Origin of the sequence: Cupriavidus consociatus (assembly GCF_017814975.1) — a bacterium.
Classification (GTDB): Bacteria; Pseudomonadota; Gammaproteobacteria; order Burkholderiales; family Burkholderiaceae; genus Cupriavidus; species Cupriavidus consociatus.
The window spans coordinates 91,222-111,293 of the sequence record NZ_JAGIQA010000008.1 but is presented as its reverse complement, the minus strand read 5'-3'; the positions used below and the strand labels follow the sequence as shown (position 1 = coordinate 111,293).

19 protein-coding genes are annotated in these 20,072 nt (G+C 61.0%); all 19 read left to right on the top strand.

The window, feature by feature from the left end; all coding sequences use genetic code 11:
- Nucleotides 1-116: 116 nt before the first annotated feature.
- Nucleotides 117-1,250, top strand: coding sequence for a saccharopine dehydrogenase family protein (locus J8I82_RS13275; protein WP_209758102.1), 1,134 nt, complete (start codon nt 117-119; stop codon nt 1,248-1,250).
- A gap of 107 nt (nt 1,251-1,357) precedes the next feature.
- Complete coding sequence (locus J8I82_RS13270; RefSeq protein WP_209758100.1) at nt 1,358-1,624, top strand: hypothetical protein; 267 nt, start codon at nt 1,358-1,360, stop codon at nt 1,622-1,624.
- Nucleotides 1,625-3,178, top strand: a complete 1,554-nt coding sequence (locus tag J8I82_RS13265) for a class I adenylate-forming enzyme family protein (protein WP_209758098.1) — start codon at nt 1,625-1,627, stop codon at nt 3,176-3,178.
- Nucleotides 3,179-3,205: 27 nt separating this feature from the next.
- Nucleotides 3,206-4,447 carry a thiolase family protein gene (locus tag J8I82_RS13260; protein WP_209758096.1) on the top strand — a complete coding sequence of 414 codons (1,242 nt, stop codon included), beginning with the start codon at nt 3,206-3,208 and terminating at the stop codon, nt 4,445-4,447.
- Nucleotides 4,448-4,566: 119 nt separating this feature from the next.
- Nucleotides 4,567-5,940 (top strand): NAD(P)/FAD-dependent oxidoreductase, encoded by a 1,374-nt coding sequence (locus tag J8I82_RS13255; protein ID WP_431831548.1) that lies wholly within the window; start codon nt 4,567-4,569, stop codon nt 5,938-5,940.
- Between the two features lie 40 nt (nt 5,941-5,980).
- A complete protein-coding gene (locus J8I82_RS13250) occupies nt 5,981-7,270 on the top strand; it encodes an acyl-CoA dehydrogenase family protein (RefSeq protein ID WP_209758094.1) in 1,290 nt (429 codons plus the stop codon).
- Nucleotides 7,271-7,344: 74 nt separating this feature from the next.
- Nucleotides 7,345-7,728 carry a hypothetical protein gene (locus J8I82_RS13245; protein ID WP_209758092.1) on the top strand — a complete coding sequence of 128 codons (384 nt, stop codon included), beginning with the start codon at nt 7,345-7,347 and terminating at the stop codon, nt 7,726-7,728.
- 44 nt (nt 7,729-7,772) lie between these two features.
- A complete protein-coding gene (locus J8I82_RS13240; protein WP_209758090.1) occupies nt 7,773-9,254 on the top strand; it encodes a flavin monoamine oxidase family protein in 1,482 nt (493 codons plus the stop codon).
- Between the two features lie 10 nt (nt 9,255-9,264).
- Entirely contained in the window at nt 9,265-9,921 is a 657-nt protein-coding gene (locus tag J8I82_RS13235; RefSeq protein ID WP_209758088.1) for a c-type cytochrome, read from the top strand.
- Between the two features lie 39 nt (nt 9,922-9,960).
- Entirely contained in the window at nt 9,961-10,638 is a 678-nt protein-coding gene (locus J8I82_RS13230) for a hypothetical protein (protein ID WP_209758086.1), read from the top strand.
- Between the two features lie 95 nt (nt 10,639-10,733).
- A complete protein-coding gene (locus J8I82_RS13225) occupies nt 10,734-11,510 on the top strand; it encodes an SDR family NAD(P)-dependent oxidoreductase (RefSeq protein WP_209758084.1) in 777 nt (258 codons plus the stop codon).
- A gap of 64 nt (nt 11,511-11,574) precedes the next feature.
- A complete protein-coding gene (gene fabG / locus J8I82_RS13220; RefSeq protein ID WP_209758082.1) occupies nt 11,575-12,315 on the top strand; it encodes a 3-oxoacyl-ACP reductase FabG in 741 nt (246 codons plus the stop codon).
- A gap of 170 nt (nt 12,316-12,485) precedes the next feature.
- Nucleotides 12,486-13,316 carry a phytanoyl-CoA dioxygenase family protein gene (locus tag J8I82_RS13215; protein WP_209758080.1) on the top strand — a complete coding sequence of 277 codons (831 nt, stop codon included), beginning with the start codon at nt 12,486-12,488 and terminating at the stop codon, nt 13,314-13,316.
- 78 nt (nt 13,317-13,394) lie between these two features.
- Nucleotides 13,395-14,426 (top strand): phosphotransferase, encoded by a 1,032-nt coding sequence (locus J8I82_RS13210; RefSeq protein ID WP_209758078.1) that lies wholly within the window; start codon nt 13,395-13,397, stop codon nt 14,424-14,426.
- A 76-nt stretch (nt 14,427-14,502) separates the two neighbouring features.
- Nucleotides 14,503-15,267, top strand: coding sequence for an SDR family oxidoreductase (locus tag J8I82_RS13205; protein ID WP_209758076.1), 765 nt, complete (start codon nt 14,503-14,505; stop codon nt 15,265-15,267).
- Between the two features lie 77 nt (nt 15,268-15,344).
- The gene (locus tag J8I82_RS13200; RefSeq protein WP_209758074.1) at nt 15,345-16,463 is read left to right on the top strand and encodes a Re/Si-specific NAD(P)(+) transhydrogenase subunit alpha; all 1,119 of its coding nucleotides are present in this window, start codon (nt 15,345-15,347) and stop codon (nt 16,461-16,463) included.
- A 10-nt stretch (nt 16,464-16,473) separates the two neighbouring features.
- Nucleotides 16,474-16,797, top strand: coding sequence for an NAD(P) transhydrogenase subunit alpha part 2 (locus J8I82_RS13195; RefSeq protein WP_209758073.1), 324 nt, complete (start codon nt 16,474-16,476; stop codon nt 16,795-16,797).
- Nucleotides 16,797-18,272, top strand: a complete 1,476-nt coding sequence (locus tag J8I82_RS13190; RefSeq protein WP_209758071.1) for an NAD(P)(+) transhydrogenase (Re/Si-specific) subunit beta — start codon at nt 16,797-16,799, stop codon at nt 18,270-18,272. The genes J8I82_RS13195 and J8I82_RS13190 overlap by 1 nt, the downstream gene beginning before the upstream one ends.
- Before the next feature lie 513 nt (nt 18,273-18,785).
- Nucleotides 18,786-20,030, top strand: a complete 1,245-nt coding sequence (locus tag J8I82_RS13185) for a M23 family metallopeptidase (RefSeq protein WP_245179704.1) — start codon at nt 18,786-18,788, stop codon at nt 20,028-20,030.
- The last annotated feature ends 42 nt before the right edge of the window (nt 20,031-20,072 follow it).

The following is a 20,072-nucleotide window of genomic DNA, read 5'->3' as shown; positions in this document are numbered from 1 at the left end:
CGCTTCACGTTAGGGGTGCCTGCGGATTCGGATACTCGATGCACGAGGCGGCTCAGGTATCGACACGCATTGAATTGATTCAATTCTCAACAACCTGAACTAGCAGGAGACAAATCATGGCAAAGCACCCCGTCGTCGTCTATGGCGCGAGCGGTTACACCGGCATGTTGATCATGGACTGGCTGATCGACCAGAACATCCCTTTCACCGCTGTGGCACGCAACGCTGCTCGGACAAAGGAAATGATGGCGCAGCGCGTCGTTCGCCTTGAGTCGGCGAACTACGAAATCATCGAAGCCGAACATAGCGTCGATTCGCTCGTGAACGCATTCCGTGGCGCCAAGGTCGTGTGCGCCACCGTTGGTCCGTTCTTCAATTTCGGACAGGTTGCCGTGGAGGCAGCGCTCAAGGCCGGATGCCATTACCTCGACACCACCGGCGAGCAGCACTACATCCGCCAGGTGCGGGAGCAGTTTGGCGAACTGTACCGTCAGGCCGGTTTGGTGGTGTCGCCGTCGAATGCATACATGTACTCATTCGCAGAAATTGCCGCAGAGCTTGCGCTCGAGACGCCAGGCGTCGATGCGCTGGAGACGGCTACGTTGGCGCGCGGTCCCCGTGGCGCCGGGGCCGGTGTCAGTGTGGGCTCCACAGCGACTATCTTTGGAGGTTACCGGCAGGAGGCCTGCTATCTGTGGGAAAAGGAACTGGTGTCGCACGACAAGCACGCTTCGTTCAGCATCGCCTCGCCGGATTTCCTGCAGCCCGTGTTCGCGCTGCCGTGGGGCGGTACGTCGCTGCCGGTGTACTTCCAGCACGATCCGCGTGTGCGCAGCTGCATCTCTTGCGTGGGCTTCTACGACAACAACGCGATGCAGATGGTGCATGGGCTCGGCCAGAAGTGGGATGCGGAGTACGCCCACTTGCCGCCCGAGCAACAGGAAGCGGTGCTCAAACAGCTCGTAGATTCCGTGACGCCTTCGATGCCGCCCCGGGAGCGAACGTCGCTTCATCGCACTGTCGACTTCGCGATCGGACGCGGCCAGCTCGCAGCAGTGCGGGCGACCGTGCACGGCATCACGCCGTATATCGCGACAGGGGCGCTTCAGGCTGCCGGTGCCATCAAGCTGATCGACGGCGACTTTGCCAAGGCCGGCTTTGCTTCGGGCTCGAAGGCGTTCGGCCACCGTTATCTGCTCGGTTTCCTGGAGCAGCGCGGCCTGGCGCGCGCCACGATCTCGCAGCTTTAAACGTCAGTCGGCCCATTAGTCGTCGGGCAGCGGCGGAAGCATAGAGAGAAGCGCCCCAGGCCTCGTGCTGAAGAGGCGCCAAAAATCAGTGGAGCAAGGAGTTCACCATGCAGCTCAAGCATATTGGTATCGCCGTCGTGATCGTTGGAGGCGCGCTGGTAACAGACAACCTGTGGACACGGGTTGACCACATTGACGGCTTCGAAGTCGCCGCAAAGGACTCGAGCGTTGACGCCGACACCAATACGGACAGCGCTCGGGCCGGCCGCTTCGACCCATACACGCAAGGCCGGCGCGCGGATCGTTTCGACCCGTACACGGAGGGCGCGGCCCGCCACGCCGTCGATCTGCTATTGACCCAAAGGAATACGTAAATGGCAATCATTGATTATTTCGACCGTGGCTGGCGCATTCACCCCCACGGTGTCGCCTATATCCAGGATGAGCGTAGTTTCTCATTCCAGGAGATTGGCGAGCTTTCATGTCGCGTCGCCAACGGGTTGCTCGCTGCCGGGTTGGAGAAGGAAGCGAAGGCTGCGGTATGGGCAGACAACGACGTGATCGGTTGGGGCTGCACGCTCGGCACGTGGCGCGCCGGGATGGTGTACATCCCCGTCAACGGGCGCAACGCATCAGCAGAAAACCAGTACGTACTCGACGCCTTCGACTGCGAGGCACTGTTCTTCACCCAGGCCTTCGCGTCGATCATCGAAGAACTGCGAACCAGCTTGCCGAAAGTGAAGCTTTGGGTGTGCATTGACGGAGAATTGCCATGGGCACCGTCGCTTGCAGCATGGAGCGCAAGACAGCCCTCGACCATGCCGCGTGTCGATTACGACATGGACGACATTGTGACTCTGTCGGCCACAGGTGGAACGACAGGCGTACCGAAGGGCGTGATGAACACGCATCGCGCATTCCAGACGTACTTCGCACAGTTCATGATTGCGTTCCCGTATGGATCGCAACGTCCGGTGAACCTTGCCGCGGCACCGATGACGCATACCGCGGGCATGTTGTCTCTGCCCTGTACCGCGCGCGGTGGCACGGTGGTCGTGCTGCCCAAGCCGGATCCTGTGCTGCTGTTGGCCACCATCGCCAAACATCGAGTCACCGAATTCTTCCTTCCGCCGACGGTCATCTACCGCTTGCTCGATATGCCGGGCATTGAGGAGCAGGATTTCTCGTCGCTCAAGTATTTCCTCTATGGCGCCGCGCCAATGTCGGTGGAAAAGCTCAAGCGCGCAATCGAGGTGTTCGGCCCTGTCATGGCCGGCGGCTACGGACAGACGGAAGCCGCAGCATCGATTTCTTACCTGACGCCGGCCGAGCATTTCGTCAACGGGAAGATCGCGTCTGATGAACGGTTGTCTTCGGTCGGCCGGCCGAACCCGCTGATTCGCGTCGAGATCCTGAATGATCAGGGTCAGGTGCTGCCGCAAGGCGAGACCGGTGAGATCTGCGTGCGCGGCGATCTCATCATGAAGGGCTATTTCAAGGCGCCGGACAAGACTGCAGAGGCCATCGTTGACGGCTGGCTGCACACCGGCGATATCGGCCACCTGGATGCGGAGGGCTACCTGCATATCACCGACCGCAAGAAAGACATGATCATCAGCGGCGGCTTCAACGTGTACCCGAGCGAAGTCGAGCAGGTCATCTGGGCACACCCGGCGGTGCAGGACTGCGCGGTGATCGGCGTGCCCGACGACAAGTGGGGCGAGGCCGTTAAGGCCGTTGTGGAGCTCAACGTCGGCCAGACGGCGAGCGCGGCGGAAATCATCGCGCTGTGCAAGGACAAGCTCGGTTCGGTGCGGGCACCGAAGAGCGTTGACTTCGTCGCGGCATTGCCGCGCAGCACCGTCGGCAAGGTATTGAAGAAAGATCTGCGTGAGCAGTACTGGCGGGCCCAGCAACGCAAGATCTAAGAGGTCTTCTACGAGCGACACATCATCATGAGCAACATCTACATTGTCGGCATCGCAATGACCGTGTTTGGTCGGCACATCGAGCGCAGCATCGACGACCTGGCAGGCGAGGCGCTACGCGGCGCCTTGCAGGACGCCGGGTGCAAAGCCGGCGCCATCGGCGCGGCGTTCTACTCGGGCGTTACCAATGGACATCTGCAGGGGCAAATATCGATCCCGGGCCAGGTCGTGTTCAGCAAGATCGGGCTCGAAGGCATTCCGGTGTTCAACGTCGAGAACGCCTGCGCGTCGGGCAGCACCGCCGTGCATCTGGCTGTGCAGAGCCTGAAGGCTGGTACATGCGACGTGGCATTGGCGATCGGTGCGGAGAAGATGAACGTGCCGGACAAGGCGAAGTCGTTCGCGCTGTTCGAGGGCGGCTGGGATGTGTCGCGCGTCGAAGAGAACTTTGCGAACCTGGTGAAACTGGGCGATGGCGTTGAGCCACCGTCCGGCTCGGAATCCGATCGGCCCTACAGCCGCTTCATGTCGATCTATGCGGCTCTTTGCCGGTATCACATGAAGACCTACGGCACGACGCAGCGCCAGATCGCCGCCGTCTCGGCAAAGAACCACGGGCATTCAGTACACAACCCGCTTTCGCAGTTCCGCAAGCCTTTCACCATTGATGAAGTGCTTGCGGCGCCGCCGATCACGTATCCGATCACGCTGCCGATGTGCGCGCCGGTTACGGACGGTGCGGCAGCAGCGATCCTCTGCACCGAAGAAGGGCTGCAGCGCATTGGTGCCGATCGCAGCCGTTGCATCAAGGTCGCCGCAAGTGTGATTCGCAGCTTCACGCATCGGGGTATCAACGAGCCGGAAAAGAATATCGGCCACCTGGCCGCGCTGCAAGCCTATGAGCAGGCCGGCTTGACCCCGGAAGATATGGATCTCGCCGAGGTTCACGACGCATCGGCAATGGGCGAAATCATCCAGGCCGAAAACCTCGGGTTGGTACCACTCGGCCAAGCGGGTCCTGCAGCCGAGCGAGGCGAGTTCACGATCGGCGGTCGCATCCCCATCAATACCTCTGGCGGTCTCGAATCGAAAGGTCACCCGCTGGGCGCGACGGGAATCGGGCAGCTCTATGAATTGGTGACGCAGTTGCGCGGAGAGGCTGGCGCACGCCAGGTAGAGGGCGCGCGACATGCGATCCAGGAGAACGGCGGGGGGTTGCAAGGCATCGAAGAGGCTGCGCTTGCTATCCATATCTTGAGCAGAGATTGAGGAGAGCAGAAGTGAGCAAGGGGCTCGAGACAAAACAGGCTGATCGATCCGGAATGGCCCGGCGCACATTCGTGAAAGGTGCGGCGGCCACCGCGCTCGTAATGCCCGCCATGGCCGTGATGCAAAGCGCGCGTACGGTGCCGGCGGAGGAGGTCAAAGAGACGGCCGACCTGGAAAAGTATCGCGCGCTTGGTGGGTGGGTAGAAAAGCCGGATGATTTGCAACCCGCGCTCGAAGGCGACGTCAGCGCCGATGTAGTGATCGTGGGTGCCGGCTTTGCCGGGCTTTCCGCTGCCCTGGAGCTGGCGAAGCAGGGCGCGAAAGTAATCGTGCTCGAGCGCGAGTTTGCCGGCTTTGGTGCGAGCGGGCGCAATGCAGGCTACCTGGCAGGCGCCCTTGGGCTTGAATATGAGCTGTTCCTCAAAGACATTGGCAACGAGCGCGCAAAGCAGATCGTCCGCTACTATGAAGACGCTGTCACCTTCGTCGAGGAAAAGCTCAAGGAATACAGCATTGACTGCGACTACAACCAGTCTGGGTTGATCCGCGCCGGCGTTCATCCGTCGCACGAAGAAAAAGTGCGTGAGGGCATGCGGGTCGGCGCCGAGTTGGGGCTCCAATCCGAGTTTCTGGATGAGGCTCAGATGCGCGCGCGCGGGATCCCGCCAGCGTTCCTTTTTGGCAACTACGTGTCGCGCGGCGGCACGCTCAATCCCGGCAAGTATGTGAGGGGACTGCGGTCCGCTGCGCTCCGGGCTGGCGTGAACCTTTATGAAAACACGCCAGTGCTGTCTTACATCGAAGGTCCCGTAATCCAGGTTAAGACGGCTCGTGGCAGCGTGAGCGCTCCGGCTCTGATGCTTGCCACGAACGCCTATACCCCGCAATTTGGTCTTTTAGCGGACAAGGTGATCCCCTTGCGTTTGTCGGCCATCGAGACCGAGCCGCTTTCCGCCGCGCAACTGAAGGCGTTGGGCTGGCCACGGCGTGAAGGCATCGTCACGGCGCACTGGACCATGGAAAGCCACCGCTTGACGGCCCACAACACGCTCTTGGTGACTACCAAGCGACTTCACTATCCATACGGCTCCAAGACGCCGAATGTTCCCGATTTCGACCAGTACCGCGAACTGAGGATCGCTCTGCGCGACCGCTTTCCGGCTTTGAAAGACATCGCTGTAAGGGCATGCTGGAGTGGCTATATCAGCTTCGCAAACGATGCACTGCCGGTGGTCGGCACAACCGGTGCCAACCAGAACATCTACTACGCAGCCGGGTGTTCCGGGCATGGCGTTGCCGCCCAGTCAGTGGTCGGCCACATGATGGCACAGCGGATTCGCGGTACTCAGCCTCCGTTGCTTGCAGCGCTGCGCCACGAGACGCCCTCGACATTACCCGAACCGCTCCGGTGGTGCTTCGTTAACGGGGCGTTGAGTGGGGCAGCCGCGATGGACGACTGGGTGAACCGTAAGGTGCGCGACGCTGCAGCATGAAGGCAGCGCTTTATCTGAAAAAGGAAACGAGGAGCAAAATATGATTCGCCTGAAAGAAAACGTGGAGTTGCCGTCCGTCGGGCTGACCGGCTTTGAGACACCGTTGAGCGAAGAGGAAAGCGCGATCCAGGGCACCGTCCACCGCTTCGCGCGCGAAGTGCTGCGCCCAATTGGGCGGGAGCTCGATCGCATGACGCCGGAAGAGGTGATCGCTCCCGGGTCTCCGTACTGGACGGCCATCGTCGAAAGCGCAAAGCTCGGACTCGACCCGCAATTGATCGCAGAATTTCCACCCGAAGTCGGGATCCGCATCGAGTCGATCATTGGTGAGGAACTCGGTTGGGGCGACGCGGGCCTCGCCATTTCGATTGGCGCCGCAACGATGCCAATGATGATGGCCCAGTCGGTCGGCAACCAGGAGTTGATCGAGATGTGTGCCGGGAAGGTGGGTTGCTGGATGAATACGCAGCCCGACCGCGGCTCCGACGCTGCCATCCTGTATCGGCAGGAACTTGGCATGGGCGGCAAGCAACCGGTTGGCAATGTGACAGCGAAGGTCGGCGCCGACGAAATCGTCATCAACGGCCAGAGCTCGGCATGGGTGTCGAACGGAGCGGTGGCACAGGTCGCGCTCGCCTACATGGCGGCCGACTATGGCGACGGGTTCTTCGGCACCGGCGAGCACAGCATGTTCACCAACGGCATCGGGGTGATCATACCGCTGGATCTGCCGGGCATTTCGCGCGGCAAGCCCTTGGACAAGATTGGACAGCGCTCGCTGCCGCAGGGTGAGATCTATTGCGACAACGTCAAGGTGCCGAAGCGCTTCGCCATTGCGCTGAAGGATGACTATCTCGGCAATCTCGCTTCTACGTGGTCGTACGCGGGCACGCACATGTGCCAAACATTCGTTGGGGTGGCGCGCTCAGCGTTCGAACTGGCGCTCGACTACGGTCACCAGCGCAAGCAAGGTGGTGCGCTGTTGATGGACCACCAGATGACGCACCTGCGCATCGGCGAGATGCTGCGCCGGCTAGAGATGGCGCGTGCGATCGCACGGCGTGCTCTTGCGTACTCGCGCCTGTCGCCGTCGAGCCATCCTTACGCCACCGCCCAAGCCAAGGTCAGCGTGACGGAAGAAGCGATGAAGATCACGCACGAGGCATTCCAGCTCTTTGGCGGTAATGGCACTACGCGCGAATTCCCCATCGAGAAGATCTTCCGCGACGTGCGCTCCGCACTGATCGAAGACGGTGAAAACTACATCCTCACGTCGCGCCTGGGTGTGCTGGCCGGAGAGCTCTATCAGAACGGGTGGACGAAGGAGTAAGCGTCGCGAGTGCGCAGCTGCATCAGTCAAGCAGCCACCGCGCCGGACAAGGGATTCCGCATGAGGAAGTTGACATGACGACATGCTCCAGCACGACGGAAGCCAATTGCGGGCGGCAGTCTACCGCAACGGAGCTCCTTCACTTCATCAGAGCCTCAGTCGAGAGCATTCGCAAGGATGCTGCGAACGATCTGCAGGCAGACGGCGCTGCCATTGAGCGGCGTCTGTCTTGCCTGCTGCGGCAGGCCTTGGTGACACGTTCGCCGTTTCAGATTGCGCTGGTGTTAGGGAGCGCTGCGGAGCTCATGTTGTTCCCGGAACAAGAAGTTCTGGAGCAATGCACCGCTGCGGTGCAGACGGCCAATCAGCAGGTGTTGCGCGGTCTGGTCTGGGCGGTCAGGCATCGGAGCTTCCTTGGTGGCCCAAACACACGCAGGTTCGGGATCGCTGCGCAATGAGGCATACAAGTAATCACCACATTCACAGTAGTCACAGAGACATCATGGAAGAGAAATCTCCCCCGGATTCAGCCAACCTGGCGCGCAGGCAATGGCTTAAATGCGCCGGTGTCGCAGCCGCCGCAGGCGGACTGGTCCTTGGCGCTCGCCAGGCCAATGCCGGTACCGCCAAGGCCGAACAGAAACTGGACGGCGTTTTTGACGTCGTCATCATTGGTGCGGGGCTGGCTGGCTTGACGGCCGCGCGCGATTTGCAACTGGCTGGCTGTGACTCCTTCGTGGTCTTGGAGGCGCGAGACCGGGTAGGCGGGCGGACGCTCAACTACAACATCGAAGGTGGCTATGTCTCCGAAGTGGGCGGCCAGTGGATCGGACCCGGTCAGACCGCCGTGGCGGATCTCGCCCGCCAAATGGAGGTCGGTACATTCCCGAGCTACTACGACGGCAAGACGGTCATCTTGGGGGGCGACGGCCGGCTGGAACTCGATCTCAAAGGGACGTTTGGCACGGATGAGACGGTCAGCGGAAAGCTCAGCCAGCTGTCGCGCGACGTGCCTTCGGGCGAGCCTTGGAAATCGCCGAAAGTCGGTGAGCTGGACAAGCTCTCTGTGGGCGACTGGCTGGGCAATCAGAACATCAAGCCCGAAGACCGGGCCGGTTGGAACGCAACCATCACCCTTACCGGCGGCGCGGCGCCGGCCAAGATGGGGCTCTTGCATTTCCTGTCGATGATCAATTCGGCCGATTGCGACTATTCTCAGCTCGACAGCATCAAGCACAGCGCGCAGGAAACCCGCTTTGTCGGCGGTTCCCAAATCCTCAGCATCAAGATGGCGCAGCAACTAGGAGACAAGGTGCGCTTATCGACGCCGGTGCGCCAGATTTCCGGTTGGGACCGTGATGTGGTCACGCTGCGTACAGACCATGGCGAAGTGCGTGCGCGCAAAGTCATCGTGGCCATTCATCCGGCCCTGTGCCATCAGGTCCAGTTCAACCCCCCGCTGCCGGAAAAGCGCGTCGCCTTGCAGCGTGCCTGGCCTGCGCATTCCCCCGCGCGCAAGACGGCCATGGTCTATCGTCGTCCTTTCTGGCGTGACAAGGGTCTGAATGGACATATCTTTCAGGCCAATGGGCCTCTGATCTGGGCGTTCGACAACTCGCCTCCCGGCGGAGAAATCGGGATCATCAACGCCTTCGTCGTGAATGCCATGCTGCCGTCAGATCCGGACGCCGCAAAGTCAATACTGACCGAACTCTATGCCCGGGCGTGGGGCCGTGACGCCTTGTCGCCGGTGGCCTATCACGATCAGGACTGGGGCAGGATGGATTCCTGGTCGATTACATGCATCTCCGCCATTCCGCCAGGTTTCTGGAGCACTCACGGTGAAGCATTGCGCCCGCCATGCGGCAACCTGATCTGGTCGGGCACCGAGACCGCGGAGATCTGGGCTGGCTACATGGATGGCGCGGTGCGCTCCGGCCACCAGGCGTCTCTCCAGGTGCTCAATGCACTCCGTCGAGCATAAGGAGGCGGACATGAAGAAAATCGTCTTGATTAGCGTTGCCGCCATCACCGCCGCTCTGGCGCTGGTCTTCTATGGTCCGGCTCTGATTGATCTCTATCGGCTGGATCGCTTTATCGACGCATCCGCCAAGGCATACCAGGCGGACGGAGTACCCTGGCCGCGCGTGAACGACACCTGCTTTGCCTGTCATGGTGTCAAGGGCAACTCGCTTCACCAAGGCTATCCAAGCCTGGCGGGACAGTCTGCCGCCTATCTGGAAACGCAGCTCCATAATTTTGCGAGCGGCGCGCGACGCAGTCCGAACATGGGGCCGTTGTCGATGACGATGGATGATGCGCAGATCAAAGACCTGGCGGATTACTTTTCCAAGCAGACAGTCGCTGACAACCGCTACTTCAAGCCGGATCCGCAATTGCGCGCGAAAGGGGACCAGTTAGTGGCGAAAGGCAATTGCGCGGCATGCCACGGGGCTCAGTTGATGGGGCATGACCAGTTTCCGCGTCTGGCTGGCCAAGGCTACGACTACATCCTGGCCCAGTTTGACGCGTTTGCCTCCGGCTCACGCAACGACCCCACTGGCATGATGAAGAGCATTGCCGAACATACTTCACTGGATGATCGCAAGGCGATTGCCCATTACCTCGCCAGTCTTGAAACGAAACATTGACGCGTCTGCGCAATCAATCATTGGCATTGGAGTTGAATCATGGATCTAAGATCTCTCGTTCTTGTGCTTTCCAGCGCCTTGCTGGCACTGACTTCGTTCGTATACGGATGGAAGTTCATGAAAAGTCGCAACTATCTTCTCGGAGTGGAATTGTGGATTGTCGGGATATCTTCGACGAACGCCATTGGATTCTTTTCTACCGGCTCGGAGGTTTTGTATGAGATATCGCACTTTTTCGATGCATTCTCCAGAGGTTTTGGAATTCCGATTATTTCCATTCTAGGTCTGATGGCGGTTACACACGGATATAAACCATCAATTCGCCAGGATGTCGTCGTATTTTTGGCTTCGTTCGCAGGAGCGTTTGTTCTGGTCGGGACGTCCTTCATGGGTGGGGCCTTGCCTTACTACTATTTGGTGATGTGGACTTTGATGTCACTCTATCTCCTCTATTTCATCAAGAGGTTGCTGGGCGTTGGGGCGACATTCCAGGCGATGGCCTTGTTGGTGGCTTTGATTGCTTCCCAAGCCATTGCATGCATCAATGATTTTTACAAAATCCCAGGAGAAGAAACGAACGTCGTGTTCAATTTCTTCACGCTTGCGCTGTGCACGTGGGCTTATTTCTCAGCTGCAATCTATTACGCCTACAGTGCTTTGGAACGCTCGAAAAATGAGGGCGCAGCGTTTGGTGAGCCCACCCCATATCGCATCTAAGTAAAGGGGCAATGCGGCCGTCGGTTGCGAATCGGGTTTTACTACTGACAAGTAAATGGTGGCTGGAAATTAGAACGATTTATGAAGAGACATCAATGAACAACATTCAATCCTTGTTCAGTTTGCATGGTAAGGCAGCCTTCATCAGTGGTGCTTCCAGCGGCATTGGCTTGCACGTTGCGGAATTGATGGCCGAGGCGGGTGCAAAGGTTGTTCTTGCCGCCAGGCGTGCCAGTCTGCTAGAGGACCATGTGGAGCGCCTAAGCACTGCGGGATACGCTGCATCCAGCGTGCCGCTGGACGTGAGCGATCCCGGTTCGATTGAAGAAGCGTGGAGCCAGGCCGAGAGCCAGGTTGGTGGGCCGATCGACATATTGTTCAACAATGCAGGTGTCATCTACACCGAGCGTTTTCTTTCTCAGCAACCAGAGGATATCGATCGAGTTTTCGACATCAACTTTCGCGGCGCATTCCTCCTCGCGCAGCAGGCAGCCAAGGGAATGGCGGCGCGACGTAGTGGATCCATCATCAATGTCGCTTCGACGTCCGGCTTGCGCGCGGGTGGGTACATGACCAGTTATGGAGCCTCCAAAGCGGCGCTGATCAGTTTGACCCAAACCATGGCACTCGAGCTTGCGGGAAAGGGGGTCCGGGTCAACGCTCTTTGTCCCGGAAATTTCAGGACCGATATGCACGCGTCCTTCGAGGAGAAGGGCCTGGAGGAAAACCTGATCAAGCGTATCCCGATGCGCAAGATCGGCGAGGTCGAGCAACTCGACGGGGCGACACTACTGCTGGCGTCCGATGCGGGCAGCTACATGACCGGTTCGTTGATTGTGGTCGATGGCGGTCAGGTACTGAGTTGGATGTGAAGGCTGCGGGCCCACAGGTAGCAAACGGACAATGAGTCCGGCATTTCTTAAGAGTATTGAAGTCATGAAGCTGAAAGACAAGCTGGCCGTCATCACGGGCGCGGCTGCAGGTATTGGGCAGGCGACTGCGCGCAAGTTCGCAGGTGAAGGCGCGACGGTGATTCTCTGCGACCGAGCGGCGGATGCAGTGCAGCAAGAGGCCAGAAGCCTGAGGTCGGAGGGCTATACGGTCGCTGCCTACTCATTGGACGTCACCGACCGCGCGGGCGTGGAAGCTTTGGCCGCGGATATCCTGGAGACATTTGGCCGTATCGACATTCTGGTCAACAACGCGGGCATCACGCTGGACGCAAAGGTCACGCGCATGACTGAAGAGCAGTTTGACCGGGTGATCGATGTCAACCTCAAGGGGGTGTTCAACTGCACGCAGGCGGTTATCGGCGCAATGCTCGTGCAGCAGTCCGGCGTCATCCTGAACGCGTCGAGCGTGGTTGGCATCTACGGCAACTTCGGGCAGACGAACTACGCGGCTAGCAAGTTCGGCGTCATCGGATTTACCAAGACCTGGGCGAGAGAGCTCGGGCCGAAAGGGATTCGCGTGAATGCCGTGTGTCCTGGCTTTATCGAGACGGACATCTTGAAGACGATGCCTGAGAAGGTGCTTGACGGATTTCGTTCCAGCTGCTGGCAGCGACGCTTGGGCTCTCCGAAAGAAATCGCAAATGTCTATGCATTCCTTGCGTCTGATGACGCCAGCTTTGTTAACGGGGAAGCGATCGAAGTTTCGGGAGGGCTTTCGATCTAAAAGCGGTGGAGCAAGGAGGCAGCAAGCTGTGCGACTTCGGGCTGTTTCCCGTCGCGATGGTGGAGTTTGCCGAGCGACTGCAATTGTCCTGACCCTGAGAGAGGCGGAAGCTTCTCGTTCTTCCCACCCATCCACAACTGTTGTCATCAAAGAGGAAAGAGGAGATTCACATGCACGTGACTGAGCAGATGAAGCAGGACTTGGCGCGTGACGGCGCTATCGTCGCCAGGGGCTTGTTTTCCCCCAAGCGGCTCAAGCGGATGCGCGAGGCTTTCGATTATGGGATCGCCCACCCGAGCCCACAGCATGGCTATGCCTTCGAAGGCACGCCGGAGGAGCATTTCAACGACTACGGCAATTTTGACAACCGCGACGTGCACCTCGCGACGGTCAAGGCGTTGGCGCTCGATGAATTTGTCGCGTCGCTATGGGACTCCCAGCATGTATGGTTCATCGGAGAGGAACTCTTCATCAAGAAGGGAGGCAGGGGCGGCCGGTCGCCCTGGCACCAAGACACTTCGTACATGCCGGTGAGCGGGCCGCAGATGCTCAACATTTGGACTTGTTTTGAGAAGATACCCCGCAAGAACGCGCTCGAGATCGTTAGAGGCTCCCATCTCAGCACCCAGTACAACGGTACCTCCTACGACGACGCGAACGACCACACCAAGCCGTTGTGGGCCAACACCGACTGGCCCAAACTGCCCAACATTGAGGCCGAGCGCGCGAAGGATCCGACGTCGTGGGAAGTCCTTTCCTGGGATCTGGAGCCCGGTGATGCGCTGGTGTTCCACTCCGGCACCCTGCACGGTGGTGCTCCCGCGACCGCGGACTGCCCGGACCGCCACACGCTGGTCTACCGGTTCCACGGCGACAAGCTGTCCTATCGGCCCCTGCCGACTGGGGGGTGCAACTACCCCTACGACATTAGCGAACTCAACGATCCATCGCTGACGCCGGGTGAGCCGTACCGGTCCCCTTACTGCACGCAGTTGCGCTGAGCCATGCCACCGTCGGCCGTCTGTCATGCATGACTACCATGCGCAGCGGCGCTACACACGGGCAAATGAAACGAAACGATGAAGAAGATGTCCCAACAACTCGATGTCGCTAGCCTGACACGTTATCTGGAACACCATGTGCCTGGTTTCGAAAGGCCTGTCGACGTGGAAAAATTTGCCGGCGGCCAGTCGAATCCTACCTTTCTGCTGCAGGCGCGCAGCGGCCGCTATGTGCTCAGGCGGCAGCCATCTGGCGAGCTGCTGAAGTCAGCACACGCGGTCGATCGCGAGTTCCGGGTCCTTACCGCACTGTCAGGGACCGCGGTACCTGTCGCGCGTCCATATCACCTGTGCGTGGACCGCACCGTGATCGGCAGCATGTTCTATGTGATGAGCTTCGAGGACGGGCGGATATTCTGGAATCCCGCCCTGCCGGAGCTGCCGCGATCGGATCGTGCAGTCTGCTACGACGCGGTGCTCCGGACAATGGTCGCGCTGCATGACATTGACGTCGAAGCGGCCGGACTCGCTGGCTACGGCCGGCCGGACAATTACTTCGAGCGTCAGATCGGCGTCTGGACGAAGCAGTACCGTGCGGCGGAAACCGAGCGGCTCGACGCCATGGAAGCGCTGATGGACTGGCTGCCGATGGCGTGTCCCGAAGATGCTGGTCCGCCGACGCTCGTGCACGGCGACTTCCGGATCGACAACGTGATGTTCGAGCGCGATAGCTACCGCGTGAAGGCGGTCCTTGACTGGGAGTTGTCGACGCTTGGCAATCCTCTCGCTGATCTCGCCTATTTTTGCATGTGCTTACGGCTGCCTTCCGAAGGCCACGTCCCAGGTCTCGCCGGTCTGGATTGCGTCGCGCTCGGCGTGCCGCGGGAAGCGGAGATTGTCGCGCGCTATTGTGAGCTGCGCGGCATCGAACCGATCCGTGACTGGGATTTCTATCTCGCGTTCAGCTTCTTCCGGCTCGCGGCGATCGCACAGGGCGTGAAGGCTCGCGCGCTGAAGGGCAACGCGTCGAGCACGGCGGCCCTGCGAGTCGGAGAAATGGCGGGAGCGCTGGCTGAAGAGGGCGTGCGCGTGATCGGTGCGCGCGGTTGACACACGGCCGCTCGCGGCTCGCGCGAGCGGCATCGGCGAAATTTATCGAATGCCGAAGCAATTGGATGAGAGAAACATGGCAACGAATCTGTTCGACCTGACCGGAAAGATCGCGCTCGTGACCGGCGCGAGCCGCGGCATTGGCGAGGAAATTGCGAAGCTGCTCGCCGAGCAAGGCGCGCACGTGATTGTGTCGAGTCGCAAGCTTGATGACTGTCAGGCGGTCGCCGATGATATCGTCGAGGCAGGCAGCAAGGCCGAGGCGCTGGCGTGCCACGTCGGCCGGATGGACGACATCGCCGCGGCCTTCAGGCATATCCGCGGCAAGCACGGCCGCCTCGACATCCTCGTCAACAACGCGGCGGCGAATCCGTATTTTGGCCACATCCTCGACACGGATCTCGGCGCGTACGAGAAGACGGTCGAAGTGAATGTGCGCGGCTACTTCTTCATGTCGGTCGAGGCCGGCAGGATGATGAAGTCGCAAGGCGGCGGCGTAATCGTCAATACCGCGTCGGTCAACGCGCTGCAGCCGGGCGACAAGCAGGGCATCTATTCGGTCACGAAGGCTGCCGTCGTCAACATGACGAAGGCCTTCGCGAAGGAATGCGGGCCGCTCGGGATCAGGGTGAACGCGCTGCTTCCTGGCCTCACGAAGACCAAATTTGCGGGTGCCCTGTTTGAGGACTCGGCGATGTACGAGCGATGCCTTGCCGAGATCCCGCTGCGCCGTCACGCGGAGCCGCGCGAAATGGCAGGCACGGTGCTCTATCTTGTGTCGGATGCTTCGAGCTATACGAATGGCGAGTGCATTGTCGTCGACGGCGGTCTGACGATCTGATGGCGGCTGCTCAGATGAACGGCCGCGCATGTTAGAGGGGGCACGACTCCCATGAACCATCTAAAAGAATAGCCCATATGTATATCGGAGTGCCAGTAGAAAAGCACGCGTGCGAATCGCGCGTCGCCGCGACCCCGGAAACCGTCAAGAAGTACGTCGCACAAGGCCACAAGGTCGTGGTGCAGGCGGGTGCCGGCATACGGGCCAGCCAGCCTGACAGCGCCTATGAGGCCGTCGGCGCGACAATCGGCACCGCTGCCGAGGCGCTCGGCGCCGATCTTGTGCTGAAGGTGCGTGCACCGGAAGCCGCAGAGCTGGCCCAGATGAAGCCCGGCTCGGTGCTGGTGGGCATGCTCAACCCGTTCGATACCGAGAGCAACGCGCGCATGACCGCCGCCGGTATCACCGCGTTCGCGCTCGAAGCGGCGCCGCGCACCACGCGTGCGCAGAGCATGGACGTGCTGTCCTCGCAGGCAAACATCGCCGGCTACAAGGCCGTGCTGGTCGCGGCCCATCACTACCAGCGCTTTATGCCGATGCTGATGACCGCCGCCGGCACCGTCAAGGCGGCGCGCGTGCTGATCCTTGGTGCTGGTGTGGCGGGCCTGCAGGCCATTGCCACGGCCAAGCGCCTCGGCGCGGTGATCGAAGCATCGGACGTGCGCCCGGCGGTGAAGGAGCAGATCGAATCGCTCGGCGGCAAATTCCTGGACGTGCCGTTCGTCACCGACGAGGAGCGCGAGATCGCGCAGGGCGTGGGGGGTTATGCGCGTCCGATGCCGCCGGACTGGATGCGCCGCCAGGCCGAACTGGTGCACGAGCGCGCCAAGCAGGCCGACATCATCATCACCACCGCGCTGATCCCGGGCCGCAAGGCGCCCGTGCTGCTGCAGGAAACCACCGTGCAGCAGATGAAGCCGGGCTCGGTGGTGGTCGACCTGGCCGCCGCGCAGGGCGGCAACTGCCCGCTGACCGTGGCCGATGAAGTGGTCGAGCGCCACGGCGTGACCTTCGTGGGCCATACCAATCTGGCCAGCATGGTCGCCGCCGATGCCTCGGCGCTGTATGCGCGTAACGTGCTGGACTTCCTCAAGCTGGTCATCGACAAGGACGGCCAGTTCGCGCTCAACCTCGAAGACGACATCGTCGCCGCCTGCCTGATGACGCGGCGCGAAGAAACGGCGCTGGCCGGCTAAGGAGACAACCATGGAAATGGTGAACCACACGGTGATCAACCTGATCATCTTCGTGCTGGCGATCTACGTGGGCTACCACGTGGTCTGGACAGTAACACCCGCTTTGCACACCCCGCTGATGGCCGTGACCAATGCAATCTCGGCCATCATCATCGTCGGCGCCATGCTGGCCGCCGGCCTCACCGAGGGCGCCACGGGCCGCATCATGGGCACGCTGGCGGTCGCTCTCGCCGCCGTCAACGTGTTCGGCGGCTTCCTGGTAACCCAGCGCATGCTGGAGATGTTCAAGAAGAAAGAGCCGAAGGCCAAGGCCGGCGCCAAGGAGGCTGCGTGATGACCGATCTCGTCAGCATGAACCTTGTCACCCTGCTCTACCTGATCGCCTCGGTCTGCTTCATCCAGGCACTCAAGGGGCTCTCGCACCCGGCTTCGGCCCGCAAGGGCAATGCCCTCGGCATGATCGGCATGGCCATCGCCGTGGTCACCACGCTGGTGCTGATCGTCAAGCTCAAGAACGAGTTCCTGGCGGCCGGCACGGCGCAGTCCTCGGTCGCTTCGGGCCTGGCGCTGATCTTCGGCGCGCTGGTGGTGGGCGGCGGCATTGGCGCCTACGTGGCGAAGAAGGTCGAGATGACCAAGATGCCCGAACTGGTAGCGGCGATGCACTCGCTGATCGGCCTCGCAGCGGTGTTCATTGCCGTGGCGGCGGTAGCCGAGCCCTCGGCCTTTGGCATCGCACCCGCAGGCTCGCATGAAATCCCGACGGGCAACCGCATCGAACTGTTCATCGGCTGCTTCGTCGGCGCCATCACGTTCTCGGGTTCGGTGATCGCCTTCGGCAAGCTGGCCGGGCGCTACAAGTTCCGCCTGTTCCAGGGTGCGCCGGTGGTATTCACCGGCCAGCACATGCTGAACCTGGCCCTGGCCGTTGCCATGGTCGGTTTCGGCATCGCGTTCTTCATGACGCAGGAATGGCTGCCGTTCGTGGTCATGCTCGCCATCGCCTTCGTGCTCGGCGTGCTGATCATCATCCCGATCGGCGGTGCCGACATGCCGGTGGTGGTGTCGATGCTGAACTCCTACTCGGGCTGGGCGGCGGCGGGCATCGGCTTCTCGCTGAACAACTCGATGCTGATCATCGCCGGCTCGCTGGTGGGGTCGTCCGGTGCCATCCTCTCGTACATCATGTGCCGCGCGATGAACCGCTCGTTCTTCAACGTGATTCTGGGCGGTTTCGGAGGGGAGGTTGCCGCCGCCACGGCGGGCGGCGCGCAGCAGCAGCGTCCGGTCAAGGCAGGGTCGGCGGACGACGCCGCGTTCGTGATGAGCAATGCCGAGACGGTCATCATTGTCCCGGGCTACGGCCTGGCCGTGGCGCGGGCCCAGCACGCGCTCAAGGAGCTGACCGAGTTGCTAGTTGAGAGGGGGGTGACGGTGAAGTATGCGATCCACCCGGTGGCGGGCCGCATGCCCGGGCACATGAACGTGCTGCTCGCCGAGGCCGAGGTGCCATACGACCAGGTCTTCGAGATGGAAGACATCAACAACGAGTTCGGGCAGGCCGACGTGGTGCTGGTGCTCGGCGCCAACGACGTGGTGAACCCGGCGGCCAAGAACGACCCGAAATCACCGATCGCCGGCATGCCGATCCTGGATGCATACAAGGCCAAGACCGTCATCGTCAATAAACGCTCGATGGCGGCTGGCTATGCCGGCCTGGACAACGAACTGTTCTACCTGGACAAGACGATGATGGTCTTCGGCGACGCCAAGAAGGTGGTCGAAGACATGGCAAAGGCCACGGCTTGATGTCGGGGGATGTACGCACAGAAGGCCAGGCACTGAGCCCGGCCCCGTTTCTTTGGTGAGGGACCGTCGGGCACGGCAAAACGGCGTTACGTGATGTCGAGCCCGGTCGGCGGTAGTGGCAGTGAAGTAGTAGAGATGAGATCTCCACTAGGTGCTGCAAATGGCCACCCCCCACCGCAAGGTGGGGGTTTTTTTGCTGGAGGAGGTCCCTTCCGGCGCTAGCCCCTGTGACATCAGGCATCTGAATTCGGAGCGTGGGACTCCGGGCAGAGGAGGGGGCGCAATGAGAAAGATCGAGGAAGACAGGGGGGGTGGCAAAATGTCCAGCTCGAGACACTAGCGGCGAATGAGGGAAAACATCCGCGCTGCGAACGTGACGTGGCCCGACTCCGCGAACGATTCTCGCGAAAGCCGGTGTCATACGACGTTCCGGCGCATTCGCGACATTGGGAGCGTCCCACGCGGTTGGCAGCGAGCGTGGTGGCCGTCCTCATGCTTTGCATGGCGGCCGCCATGGCCATGACTCCGCACAGCGCCTACGATCATCCCGAGGCGCCTCGCCTGCAGGCAAGCCTGCGCCAGCCCGAGCTGCACGATCAACTCGCTAGTCTGACTGACGCATCTGCCACATATATCCGGGAGGAAGCCATACAACGCGGCGACACCATCGCCTCGCTGCTCAAACGGCTCGGCGTGGACGACCCCGACGCGCAGGAATTTATCCGCGGCAACGCAGCCGCACGCAACCTTTTCGCTCTCGAGCCGGGGCAGGTTGTCCGGGTCGAGGCCGACCAGGACAACCTGCTGGTCTCGCTGCATGCCACCCTTGGCGGCAACGTGTCCACCTCGAACGAACTGGTGATCGGGAGAGCAGGCGACGACCCTGACGAGCCCGCTTACAAGGCGGAGGTCCACACGGTCAAGAATGAACTGCGCTATGAGATGCGTTCCGGCATCGTCGCGGCGGAGGGGTTCTTCAAGACAATGGACGCTGCCAAGGTGCCCGACGAGATCGTCCGGCAGATGGTTTCCATTTTCTCGGGCGTGATCGATTTCCAACACGATATCTTCGCCGACGATCGCTTTCGCATTGTCTATGAAGCCGGGTTCCGTGACGGAACCTTGGTGCGCAATGGCCGCGTGGTCGCGGTCGAACTCATCAACCGCAGCCAGCTTTACCAGGCCTTGTGGTATGCCGCTGACGGCAGCAATGCCGGGGACTATTACACCTTCGACGGCCGCAGCATGAAGCGCCCGTTCCTCCGTTCACCGGTCGAGTTCTCGCGCATGTCGTCGGGCTTCGGCTGGCGCAATCACCCCCTGCACCATCAGTGGGTCCAGCACAAGGGGGTCGACTTTGCCGCCCCCGCCGGGACCAGGGTCTTCGCCACGGCCAACGGGACAGTCGACTTTGTCGGCCGGCAGACCGGCTACGGCAATATCGTTACCCTCAGGCATCCGGGCGGCTTCTCGACTTATTACGCGCACTTGTCAGGATATGCTGACATCCAACCCGGTCAGAGCGTCACGCAGGGGCAATTGATCGGATACGTCGGGCAGACCGGCTGGGCGACCGGACCGCATCTGCATTACGAGCTTCGCTTCAATGACGTGCCGCAGGACCCCTTGAGCGCCATCCTGATGGAACCTGTCACCCTGTCTGGACGCGTACGCCAGCGGTTCCTGAATTTTACGAGCGACATGCTGAGCCGCATCAACGTGCTGCGCACTTATAGCGTGGCCTCAAACGGCAACTGATCAGGAACCGCTCTTGCCGGCGCACAGATCGGCTCAAGGCCA

Coding starts and splice junctions, on each gene's coding strand:
- J8I82_RS13275 (WP_209758102.1), top strand. CDS start 117: ATGGCAAAGCACCCCGTCGTCGTCTATGGCGCGAGCGGTTACACCGGC.
- J8I82_RS13270 (WP_209758100.1), top strand. CDS start 1,358: ATGCAGCTCAAGCATATTGGTATCGCCGTCGTGATCGTTGGAGGCGCG.
- J8I82_RS13265 (WP_209758098.1), top strand. CDS start 1,625: ATGGCAATCATTGATTATTTCGACCGTGGCTGGCGCATTCACCCCCAC.
- J8I82_RS13260 (WP_209758096.1), top strand. CDS start 3,206: ATGAGCAACATCTACATTGTCGGCATCGCAATGACCGTGTTTGGTCGG.
- J8I82_RS13255 (WP_431831548.1), top strand. CDS start 4,567: ATGCAAAGCGCGCGTACGGTGCCGGCGGAGGAGGTCAAAGAGACGGCC.
- J8I82_RS13250 (WP_209758094.1), top strand. CDS start 5,981: ATGATTCGCCTGAAAGAAAACGTGGAGTTGCCGTCCGTCGGGCTGACC.
- J8I82_RS13245 (WP_209758092.1), top strand. CDS start 7,345: ATGACGACATGCTCCAGCACGACGGAAGCCAATTGCGGGCGGCAGTCT.
- J8I82_RS13240 (WP_209758090.1), top strand. CDS start 7,773: ATGGAAGAGAAATCTCCCCCGGATTCAGCCAACCTGGCGCGCAGGCAA.
- J8I82_RS13235 (WP_209758088.1), top strand. CDS start 9,265: ATGAAGAAAATCGTCTTGATTAGCGTTGCCGCCATCACCGCCGCTCTG.
- J8I82_RS13230 (WP_209758086.1), top strand. CDS start 9,961: ATGGATCTAAGATCTCTCGTTCTTGTGCTTTCCAGCGCCTTGCTGGCA.
- J8I82_RS13225 (WP_209758084.1), top strand. CDS start 10,734: ATGAACAACATTCAATCCTTGTTCAGTTTGCATGGTAAGGCAGCCTTC.
- fabG (WP_209758082.1), top strand. CDS start 11,575: ATGAAGCTGAAAGACAAGCTGGCCGTCATCACGGGCGCGGCTGCAGGT.
- J8I82_RS13215 (WP_209758080.1), top strand. CDS start 12,486: ATGCACGTGACTGAGCAGATGAAGCAGGACTTGGCGCGTGACGGCGCT.
- J8I82_RS13210 (WP_209758078.1), top strand. CDS start 13,395: ATGAAGAAGATGTCCCAACAACTCGATGTCGCTAGCCTGACACGTTAT.
- J8I82_RS13205 (WP_209758076.1), top strand. CDS start 14,503: ATGGCAACGAATCTGTTCGACCTGACCGGAAAGATCGCGCTCGTGACC.
- J8I82_RS13200 (WP_209758074.1), top strand. CDS start 15,345: ATGTATATCGGAGTGCCAGTAGAAAAGCACGCGTGCGAATCGCGCGTC.
- J8I82_RS13195 (WP_209758073.1), top strand. CDS start 16,474: ATGGAAATGGTGAACCACACGGTGATCAACCTGATCATCTTCGTGCTG.
- J8I82_RS13190 (WP_209758071.1), top strand. CDS start 16,797: ATGACCGATCTCGTCAGCATGAACCTTGTCACCCTGCTCTACCTGATC.
- J8I82_RS13185 (WP_245179704.1), top strand. CDS start 18,786: ATGGCCATGACTCCGCACAGCGCCTACGATCATCCCGAGGCGCCTCGC.